Source organism: Arthrobacter sp. NPDC057013 (assembly GCF_042674585.1).
In the GTDB taxonomy this organism is placed as follows: Bacteria; Actinomycetota; Actinomycetes; order Actinomycetales; family Micrococcaceae; genus Arthrobacter.
In genome coordinates this window covers 1-9,360 of record NZ_JBHUSE010000036.1, presented here as the reverse complement: position 1 = coordinate 9,360, position 9,360 = coordinate 1, and the positions used below count along the sequence as shown (strand labels likewise).

Below are 9,360 nucleotides of genomic sequence, written 5' to 3'. Positions count from 1 at the left end.
ACTTCAAAAGAAAGCCGAAATGGAAGAAGCTAAGCGTATAGAAGGTATTCGCAAGAAAGTTTTAAATGACCTTTCGAAGTTACCTGAATTTCAAAAGACTGAAAAATAAATGAATCAACTTTAATCACACGATCCGATTCGAAGAATCGGATATGATTACTGTTTGATTCTTTTTTATTGAAAGGTGGTGAATTAAAGATGCAAGAAACACGTGAATTAATGTATGAAAAATTTATTAAAGATGAACTTGAAGCGTTAGCTACAACTACAGGTATTGATGCAATTACTCTTAAGAAATTCTTCTTAGGAATGGCAGATTTACAACCTGTATATTTAGAAGCTGTAATAACAGAATTAAACAAGTAATAGCTTAATAGTTTATTTCACTTTCAAAAATTAAACCTTATATGCCCATAAAAGCCTGTCATAGCGATTGAAATAGTAGTTTACGGATAACCGTACTACTCGATTGCTATGACAGGCTTATTTTTTTGTCCATAGGTAAGAAAATATAAACTTCCTTTTTTAGTTAAAGTGTACCTTAAGCAACTAAATGGCAGGATTGTTGAATAAGGAAAAATGATATAAGGTGAATTAGAGGTGAAATTTATGAATAAAGAACAAGCACTTTCTACACTTAAAAAATACTCTCCTATGCCTGATGAGGAATATTTAACAGCAGAAATGATAGATGAGTATGCTAGTGCTATTATGTATTTTGGTGAGAATCCAGACACAATTTGCATTGAACCTATTTTTATGACCTTCAGTTTAGATGATTGTTATGGGGTATATGAACACGCGGTGTGTGTGTTGAGAAGCTTTTCTAATGACCAAATAATCCCATATTTAATAGAGGCAATACAATGTAAGAACGAGGGAATAAGGTACTGGGGCACAGGGATAGCTAAATTTTTTCCAGATGAAAGGTTAATTAATTCTTTATTAATCTGTATTAACGACTTGAATGAAGAAATTAGGGCATATGCTATTTATGCTTTGAATTGCATCGGGCATAAGTCTGTTCTGCCTACTTTGCACGAAAGATTGGTAAAAGAACAAGATGATGAAGTTCATTTGGAATTAAAAAAAGCGATATCGAAGTTAGAACAAATGTAAAAATAGATACTTCTTATTCAACTAACGCATGCGTTAGTTACATAATAATCGTCTTTTAATGATTCTTTTTTTGTAGATACTTTTAATAAACCGTGCGATCATAATCGCACGGTTTATTATCTGTTTATATTCAAGTTAATAGAAGCATCGGAAATGAACCAATAGATACATTATCCAGCTATTTAATTACTCGATTCGTTACAGCTGCGACTATATTACGGATATGGTTAAAACGCTGTAAATACTTGTATGAATCTATCAGAAAAGATTGTATTTGCTAGAATAATAGGATTATAATGGTAAAAAAAAGAACGGAATACAGAGAAAATCCCCAAACACTACAACCGACCAAAGTAGAAGTGTTTAGGGATTCAGGAATCACAAAAGATATTTCTATCTTTTTGTATATTAATTTGTAGTTCCATATTAGCAAATTATACTACTTAGGACAAGTATATCTTTTTGTGAATCCTGCTATTCCAATAGGAGGATTATTTGTTATGAAATACTTTACTGATGCACATTTAGACGGGTTAATCCATTATCAAGTACCGAAGATTTTAGTAATTGGTGACAAGTATAAAAAGATGAAGCCGAACGCTAAGCTACTTTATATGGTGCTGGTAGATAGAATTAAACTTTCCATGAAGAATGGATGGAAAGACGAAAACGGAAGATATTACGTCCGTATGAGTAAAGAAAAAGGTGCTGAACTATTAGGCTTTTCAGATAAGACTTTTATAAATATGAAAAAGGAATTGGAAAGCTACGGATTGTTAGAACAGAAACAGCAAGGTTTAACAAAGACTAATCTACTGTTTGTAGGTATGTTAGATTACACAGAAGAAGATATTTATAAGTTGAATAATGAAGTAGATGATATGTTAGAAGATGCTGAAAAACACGCTGAAAACGTTGATACTACTCTGAAGGGAAAAAGTTACACTTCAAGGAGTGTAAAAGTTACACTTCAAGAAGTGAAAAAATTACACACTAGTAATAATGATTCTATTAATAAAGATTTTAAAGAACTTGAAGAAGAAGAAGATACTTCTACACCTACGGTAACACTACATAATGTAATAGATTTAATGAATCAAAAAATACAAGAACGTGAGATAACAAATCTTAAAACAATTACAGCTATTTTAGATGTAGCTGAAGATTGTAAAGCAATCGGTACAACTAATTTTAAAGCTGTTTCTAGCTATATTAAAAAGGTTGTAGATGAAAAGATTTCTAAGCTAGGACAGAAACAACGTGAGAAGCAATCTAACAAGCGTACAGGCAAAGGAAAAGCAATCAGAACAGAAATAGTACCTGACTGGTTAGAATCGAATAGTGGACAAGTTGAAGCACCTACAGGAACTGCACCAGCTACAGAACCGACTTCAATAGATGAAGAACGTAAAAGATTAGAAAAAGAATTAGCTATGTTCAAGAAGAAGGACAACCCTGTATACGTCTGAAGCTGTTCAGATTCGCTTGTATTAGCTTTTATAACATATCTAGTATTCTACTAACCATAAAGGCTTAAAATGGATTCTTTATAGGTTAAGATAGATTTCAAATAGATAAGGATGGATAATCATGAAAACTTGTAAATCATGTAAATCGAATTTTAGTGGAATCTGTGTAGATGATGGGGAACTTGGTAAATATGGAACAGCTATTACAGAAGATGCTTTAAAAGTAGACAATAGAAGTTGTTGGCAAATGGGTAGAGAATTATTTGATGAATTAGTAAATCAGTTACCTGAAGATGAAAAGCAGAAGTTCTTCAGAAATAATAAAGATATTGATGATTTAATTAAAAGAATAGAAACAGGTTCATGGAAATAATAGGGGGATTTTAGGATGAGTAAATTAAAATCGATTATTAATGGGTCTAAACCTATGATAGAAAAGGCTAAACCTGTAGCGAAAAGGTATGGAAAGATAGCATTATCAGCAATAGCTGTTGATATTCTGAGAAGACTAACAGAAGATAAAAAGAAGTAAACGAAAAGCACGTTATGACCAATGATTCAATAGATACTGAAGTCAATGCTGGAAATCGTTCAATACAAGCACGTTGTTTAAGGAATATCTGAAATCATATCCGAACCTTTGGTTCGGATCGTGATTTAATTTTAGAAGGACTACAATAAAGAAATTATAAAAACCTGATAAAGAACAGAAAGGAACGTGGGCGAACGTGCTAGTTAAAGAATTATTACCATATCTACATACACCAAAACAAAACTATCAAACACTAGCAAAGGAACTGAATGTAGTTGAAAAGAAATTACGAAGCGTATTAACTGATGATTTAGGATTCGTATATTCAAATAAAGCACCTGTAGGATGGTCATTTAACGGTGATGAAGATAATTTAGATAAAAGTATCTACAGTTTTATAGATAAGAAGGATGCACCTAAACGAACTAAAAAGAACTTGAAAGAACGTGAAGGAACGAATAAGAACGCTGAAGAACGTAAGGGAGTAGTTAATGATAATTATTCAGGAACTCATGCGAACTCCCAAGAACCTTTAGGAACTAAAAAGAACTCTAACGAACCTGAAGGAACGGATACGTTCTCGACTGATGAAATTAAGATATTAAAGTTACTCGTAAAAGAACGTCAGGAGAACGCACAGGAACGTCATACAAACACGATTCATAGCCTTCTTAACACTTATATAGTTAATGGTGCTGAAACGACTAGAAGTAGCTTTAATCTATCAAATAGCACTATCCAACGATTGAATGAATTCGCTAAAGAAAACAAGCTACAAAAACAAGATATAGTCGAACTAGCTTTAATCCAGCTATTGAATAGGTTCATGTGATATTTTTCTTTTGTTCATCCATCTGTTTACCATTCATTTATAAAGGTATTTAAACTAATTTTATCGAATTGGATAGGTAAATGAATGGTGGATGGGTGGGTGAACAGGTGGACAGTGAAAAGAAATACTACCGAATCAGTGAAATAGCTGAAGCGATTGCTGTTAATCAGAACACACTTAGAAGATGGTTGATTCAGTATAAGAAGTTTATATCTACTAAGAAGGATGGAAAGATAAAACTTGTTCATGAAGATAGCATAACCACACTTGAAAAGATTAAAGGCTACTATGCAGAGAGTAAAACCGAATCAGAAATACTTGATTTACTGAATGATGATGCTGAAGTGATTCGTGAAGGTGAATTTGAAGCTAGTGGTGATAAAGAACCATTACGGAAAAAGCCTGATGAACTGATGAATGAACAAATGGATGCAATACATAAGAAGCTGGATTTAGTGCTGGAACAGAACAACGAACTGAAGATAGAAGTGAAGGGACTAAAACAAGTTACTAATAATCGTGATGCTGTGTTAATGAACTTGATTCGTGAGATGCAAGAAACGAAGAAACAAATAGCATCAGCAATAGAATCACCAGCTACAGCACCTAAAAAAGCGTGGTGGATGTTTTGGAAGACTTAAAGTGGGTATTACAAAGACTAGGAGATGGTTTTGTATTAGTAGGCATACTAGGAATCATCTATTTTATTTACGTTCTAATTAAATTATTTATACTGTAAAAAAGCTACCAACGGATGAATATTGGTAGCTTCTTTTTATGGAATGAAAGTAATTAGTGTAGCTGTGATGACTACATATATTAAACCGTTTACTGAACTAATTCAGACATATTATTTTTATTTAACTGTGCGATCATAATCGCACAGTTAAATATCCGTTAGTTTACCAGCAATCTTTTTAATGATTCGGCTGTATTGATAAGGTTCAATTCCTATAGCTTCACATACTTCATTTTTCTTTAGATTAGGATACATATGCATTACTTTTAGTAATTGGCGTTCCTGTTCCGTTAGCATCTCATTATTTAACATATCTTCTTTAACCATCACCTGTAGTTCTACATTCATAGATGTATCTATAATTGTATCCTTTTTCTTCTTTTCTTGAATAGCTTCTAAACTTTTCATGCTTCTTTCAAATTGTTTTTGATTAGATGTGTAACGTCTTGCAACGTCAATACTTCTATACTTCAATAATGGTTTAAATGATTCGTAAAAGTAATATGAAGGATGTGGTGAAACGGTTTGGACGTGTCTAAATAATTCTTCAAGATATTCATTCAGAAATTCACCTTCAGGGATTCCATACTGCTTGAATTTCTTAGCATACCATTTAGCACTACGGTTTAAATCACCTATTAGCACGTCATATAAAGGTTGTAGGTTCAGTTCCTTACGTGATTCCCAATATGCCATTTCTACTTTTAATATAAAATTAGCTTTCTTTTCACCATGATAATTGTTTAAGCGTTCCAAGTGGGATTCAGCAAATAATCTACTTCTAGCTTCTTTTCCCTTAGTAGTAAATAATGTTTTCATCATTGTTCTTCATTCCTTTCCTAGTCCAGCGATTGCTACATATACTGAACAGGAAAAAAATGAGTTAACAGACAAATATTTTTAGTTTCATTGCTAGGAATTTAATTACACATACGGATACAATACTGTAAAACATTAACGGGAATACTTATAGTATTACTGTATAATGTACAGCCACCAGCAGGAACTACTTAATTAAACTATCTATAAATCAGTATTAAAAATTGGATTAATTTAAGTTGCAGCGAAAACAAATAATTACCTGTGCGATTATGATCGCACGGATAATTAAAAGTATCTACACAGCAAAACAGCCAACAAACAGACCACATGTACACGTAAGGATAATTTGCTTATATTATCGGTTAATAGCATTTATCCATCAATTATTATCCATAAAAAAAGAACCTGAATTACTTCAGATTCCTACAGCACAAAATCATCTAATGTATCATTTATTTCTTCCTGACTAATCCCTATATACCGTTTAGTTATATCCTGTGATGAATGATTGAATATACTCATTAAGGTAGCTACATCCTTAGTTTTCTTATAATACCAATAGCCAAATGTTTTACGCATCGTATGTGTACCAATCGCTTCTAATCCAGCGAATTCACCAGCCTTCACAAGCTGTCTATAGGCTTGTATTCCAGAAATGGACTTATCACCTTTACGACTAGGAAACAGCCATTCTGAAGCATTCTGAACAGCATAGGCATACAATTCTTCATATACACCTGTTAAATTTACTACACGTTTCTTCTTAGTTTTCCCTTCCTGTATAGTTAGTTCCTTACGCTTCTTTCCTTTTAACTTCACTATATCAGTAGTTTTAAACTTCAATATATCACTAACACGTAATCCTGTATTGATTCCCACTAGGAACAGCATATAATCACGTTCTGAAGCGTGGCGTTTTAATGCCCACTTCATACTGTCTATATCCTCTACTGTTCTTATTGGCTGTACGTCTATTAGATGTTCCTTAGTCATTATGTACCGTTCCCTTCAGTGTTATCAATGTTTTGAATGTATACTTTTATTAAGATATATTTATATTAACTTAAATACATAAGGAAATCAATAAATAAAGGGAAATGAATGTAAACTTTTATGTAAATGTATACATTCAGATGTATAGCTATATTTGATTATTAATATTCAATTATCAATCAGGTGGGGTATGGGTGGGGAAGGCATATCTACATATCTAAATCAAGCCATTTAAAAAAATCTGAAATGTTTTTTGCCTTCAGGAACTACAGCAAAATCAGAAATAAAAATTATGAAAAATATTCAATATTAATCCTACCATAGGCTTACATTCACCTAGTTTTGTAGCTTTATAAATAAGAAAGTAGCAGTACCTAACAACTGTTACTATTCTTCCTCTTCACATCGAGGACAAGGAATCTTTACTTTTTTTCATTGAAGCATTTTACCTTATTCCAAAGGATTATCAGTGTTCGGATGCTGGTAGTCCTTATTTTTTTACATTAATAATCCTATGCCAGGACAAATATATAACTTTAAATTAAGGACGTGATAACAGATGAACGGAAAGACACTACGCTTAATCCGATTAGCTTTGAAAGTTAAGCAGAAAGATTTCGCTGAACAGTTTGGAATCGAACAAACGACACTTTCTAAATACGAACGTGGATTATTAGTAGTTCCACCAGCTAAACAAAATAGAATCTTCAAAGCATTACAGCATTCTTACAATATTTCAACTACCGAATTAGATGATATGGAATTGCTATTAAAGAAGGTGGAACAGAACCATGAAAAATAAACTACAGCAAATTAAAAAGCAGATTCTAACTTTAAATAAAGCTGATATTCCAATGATTCAGATTCAAGTAACTGAACTGATTGATTATGTACGTGATTTAGATGTGCAAATTGATTATGAAGTTAACGAATTAAACAAAGCATTCACTAACAAGCTGGTGAGGACTAAAAGCAGATTAATAGCTGATTTAGAGGATATTAAAGCATATCTGAACCGTTACTATTCTAGAGGTGTAAAACGTGATTTACATGGTGCTGAACAGCTTATAAAACAGCTTACAAAAGCAGATATAAATACAGACAGTAAATTGAATTTATCTGAAGGTTATGTGAAGAAGAAAATGATATTAGATATGTTTCCTGAAGGTTTATCAAGCAAGGAACTAAAGAAAAGGCTAAGAGAATTAGAAGAAGCTGAAACAGTACCAACAATGAAAAAGGCTGGTGGACAACGTGGTTCAAGATGGAAATAAATTAGATGCTAGAGATAACTTCCTAGTTAATGAGTTCTTTCAATCTAAGTTACGTGGTGAATCTATTAAAGATTTAACTTCACGGTTACACATTTCAAACACTACCTACTATGAAAAGATGCGTAATCCTGAATTTAAGAAGGTATATCAGGAACTTCAGAAAGAAGAATTCGGTTTTTCAGTAGAAGATAACTTAGATGTAATTAGACAAAATGTAATAGCTAATGCGACTAAATCAGGTGCATCGGAAAAGGCTATTGAACAGTTCATGAAGCTGATGGGTGTAGATTCACTTCTTCAGGAACGTAAAGATAGTAAAGATGAATGGCTGAAGGATGCATATAGAATGAATCCATTATTTGAAGTATCTATGTTACTTGCTGATGCAGATTACAAACAAGCAATTAAAAATGGAGATACAACACGTACAGCCGACTTAATCAATTCATTAGTTACTTTAGGATTAGAATTCTATTGTGCTATTAATAAGCTGGATTCAAGCGAATTCTACACTACTAAAAATGTTATAGATGAATATGCACGTGCTGTAGTTAAAGATGATTCGTGTACAGCTATAGAAGGTGATGAAATTGATGCACTTATTGAAGAAATTGAAAAGAAACTTGAAAATGGGTGATTCTATGGATAAAACAGCGAATCAGATACGAACCGAAGGTTCGGATCGTGTGATTCAAGAGATTATCAAGAAAGCAGATTCATATAAGAATCAATTAAAAAATGATGTAGTAAAGCTGAATGAAGAATATGCATCTATCAATATTAGTCTTTACAATGCCAAGGATAAACTTAGTCAGGAAATCAAACTGAAACAAGTGATGCAACCTAATGAAGTTAAGAAATATATGAAGCTAGTAAAGAAGCTGGAAGAAGAATTAAGTGATAAAGGAACTGAAGTTCATGAAGTAATGGATGAATTGAAGTTCATTGACCAAAACACAGTAAATGAAGTTAAGCAGGTATTACCTGATTTCTTACGTGAATTTGAAAATGCAGAAAAGGACACTAAGAAACAAATAGAGGAACTTCAAGAAAACTATATTCGTGGGTTAGTAGAATGTACCAGCAGATATACAAATCATTTAAGGACATATCAGGATTACTTATTATTAGTGAGTGCTAGTAAATCAGCATTCAATGGTGAAGTAAAATCACCAGCAGATTTAAAATTTGCACCGATACCATCAAAATTGCAAATTGATGCAGTTTATAACTACCACAAAATATAAATGAATGAATGGGGAACAGATGAATGGATATTTCAGTATACAGTAAATTAAATCAAGGCTACTCACAAGCAGAGGAACGCCACGCATCAATTAACTTTGGTGGCAAAGTAGTTAATCCAGCAGATGCTATGAAAGGTACATCTACGGAAAAACTAAGTGCTAGCTATCAGGTATTAGATGAAGCCGAACGTAATCAAAGAGAATACAAAGCTATGTATGAAGAATTGAAAACTGAAGCACTTCAAAAGAAAGCCGAAATGGAAGAAGCTAAGCGTATAGAAGGTATTCGCAAGAAAGTTTTAAATGACCTTTCGAAGTTACCTGAATTTCAAA

General features: G+C 32.6%; 13 protein-coding genes. 11 read left to right on the top strand and 2 right to left on the bottom strand.

Translation table 11 applies throughout. The features are described from left to right. Positions 1 to 177: 177 nt before the first annotated feature. The 6 genes from ACFTSA_RS24090 to ACFTSA_RS24065 all read left to right on the top strand — a co-directional run bounded on the left by ACFTSA_RS24090 (position 178) and on the right by ACFTSA_RS24065 (position 4,593). On the top strand, positions 178 to 366 hold the full coding sequence (locus tag ACFTSA_RS24090) for a hypothetical protein (protein WP_377954611.1): 189 nt from the start codon (positions 178 to 180) through the stop codon (positions 364 to 366). A 243-nt stretch (positions 367 to 609) separates the two neighbouring features. Beyond that, the gene (locus ACFTSA_RS24085) at positions 610 to 1,119 is read left to right on the top strand and encodes a HEAT repeat domain-containing protein (RefSeq protein WP_377954609.1); all 510 of its coding nucleotides are present in this window, start codon (positions 610 to 612) and stop codon (positions 1,117 to 1,119) included. A 464-nt stretch (positions 1,120 to 1,583) separates the two neighbouring features. Further along, positions 1,584 to 2,588 (top strand): replication initiator protein A, encoded by a 1,005-nt coding sequence (locus tag ACFTSA_RS24080; protein WP_377954607.1) that lies wholly within the window; start codon positions 1,584 to 1,586, stop codon positions 2,586 to 2,588. Between the two features lie 121 nt (positions 2,589 to 2,709). After that, entirely contained in the window at positions 2,710 to 2,961 is a 252-nt protein-coding gene (locus tag ACFTSA_RS24075) for a hypothetical protein (RefSeq protein WP_377954605.1), read from the top strand. A gap of 355 nt (positions 2,962 to 3,316) precedes the next feature. Beyond that, positions 3,317 to 3,952, top strand: coding sequence for a hypothetical protein (locus ACFTSA_RS24070; protein WP_377954603.1), 636 nt, complete (start codon positions 3,317 to 3,319; stop codon positions 3,950 to 3,952). 95 nt (positions 3,953 to 4,047) lie between these two features. Then, positions 4,048 to 4,593, top strand: a complete 546-nt coding sequence (locus ACFTSA_RS24065) for a DUF3967 domain-containing protein (RefSeq protein WP_377954601.1) — start codon at positions 4,048 to 4,050, stop codon at positions 4,591 to 4,593. 245 nt (positions 4,594 to 4,838) lie between these two features. Here ACFTSA_RS24065 and ACFTSA_RS24060 read toward each other — a convergent pair whose 3' ends face one another. Then, positions 4,839 to 5,513 (bottom strand): hypothetical protein, encoded by a 675-nt coding sequence (locus ACFTSA_RS24060; RefSeq protein WP_377954599.1) that lies wholly within the window; start codon positions 5,511 to 5,513, stop codon positions 4,839 to 4,841. 423 nt (positions 5,514 to 5,936) lie between these two features. After that, entirely contained in the window at positions 5,937 to 6,506 is a 570-nt protein-coding gene (locus ACFTSA_RS24055) for a tyrosine-type recombinase/integrase (RefSeq protein WP_377954597.1), read from the bottom strand. A gap of 559 nt (positions 6,507 to 7,065) precedes the next feature. On the opposite strand from ACFTSA_RS24055, the gene ACFTSA_RS24050 reads away from it, so the two are divergent. The 5 genes from ACFTSA_RS24050 to ACFTSA_RS24030 form a co-directional block, all read left to right on the top strand. After that, complete coding sequence (locus ACFTSA_RS24050; RefSeq protein ID WP_377954596.1) at positions 7,066 to 7,308, top strand: helix-turn-helix domain-containing protein; 243 nt, start codon at positions 7,066 to 7,068, stop codon at positions 7,306 to 7,308. After that, positions 7,298 to 7,780: a hypothetical protein gene (locus ACFTSA_RS24045; RefSeq protein ID WP_377954594.1), complete on the top strand. Its 483-nt coding sequence runs from the start codon at positions 7,298 to 7,300 to the stop codon at positions 7,778 to 7,780. Before ACFTSA_RS24050 ends, ACFTSA_RS24045 begins: the two co-directional genes overlap by 11 nt. Further along, positions 7,752 to 8,417 (top strand): hypothetical protein, encoded by a 666-nt coding sequence (locus tag ACFTSA_RS24040; RefSeq protein WP_377954592.1) that lies wholly within the window; start codon positions 7,752 to 7,754, stop codon positions 8,415 to 8,417. Before ACFTSA_RS24045 ends, ACFTSA_RS24040 begins: the two co-directional genes overlap by 29 nt. Next, positions 8,410 to 9,027 (top strand): hypothetical protein, encoded by a 618-nt coding sequence (locus ACFTSA_RS24035; protein ID WP_377954590.1) that lies wholly within the window; start codon positions 8,410 to 8,412, stop codon positions 9,025 to 9,027. The genes ACFTSA_RS24040 and ACFTSA_RS24035 overlap by 8 nt, the downstream gene beginning before the upstream one ends. 23 nt (positions 9,028 to 9,050) lie before the next feature. Next, positions 9,051 to 9,360, top strand: a 310-nt coding sequence (locus ACFTSA_RS24030; RefSeq protein WP_377954588.1) for a hypothetical protein, incomplete at its 3' end; no start/stop codon positions are given.

Excerpts from the sequence above, each read along its gene's own strand:
- ACFTSA_RS24075 (WP_377954605.1), top strand. The coding sequence starts at position 2,710 with ATGAAAACTTGTAAATCATGTAAATCGAATTTTAGTGGAATCTGTGTA.
- ACFTSA_RS24050 (WP_377954596.1), top strand. The coding sequence starts at position 7,066 with ATGAACGGAAAGACACTACGCTTAATCCGATTAGCTTTGAAAGTTAAG.
- ACFTSA_RS24055 (WP_377954597.1), bottom strand. The coding sequence starts at position 6,506 with ATGACTAAGGAACATCTAATAGACGTACAGCCAATAAGAACAGTAGAG.
- ACFTSA_RS24085 (WP_377954609.1), top strand. The coding sequence starts at position 610 with ATGAATAAAGAACAAGCACTTTCTACACTTAAAAAATACTCTCCTATG.
- ACFTSA_RS24035 (WP_377954590.1), top strand. The coding sequence starts at position 8,410 with ATGGGTGATTCTATGGATAAAACAGCGAATCAGATACGAACCGAAGGT.
- ACFTSA_RS24060 (WP_377954599.1), bottom strand. The coding sequence starts at position 5,513 with ATGATGAAAACATTATTTACTACTAAGGGAAAAGAAGCTAGAAGTAGA.
- ACFTSA_RS24045 (WP_377954594.1), top strand. The coding sequence starts at position 7,298 with ATGAAAAATAAACTACAGCAAATTAAAAAGCAGATTCTAACTTTAAAT.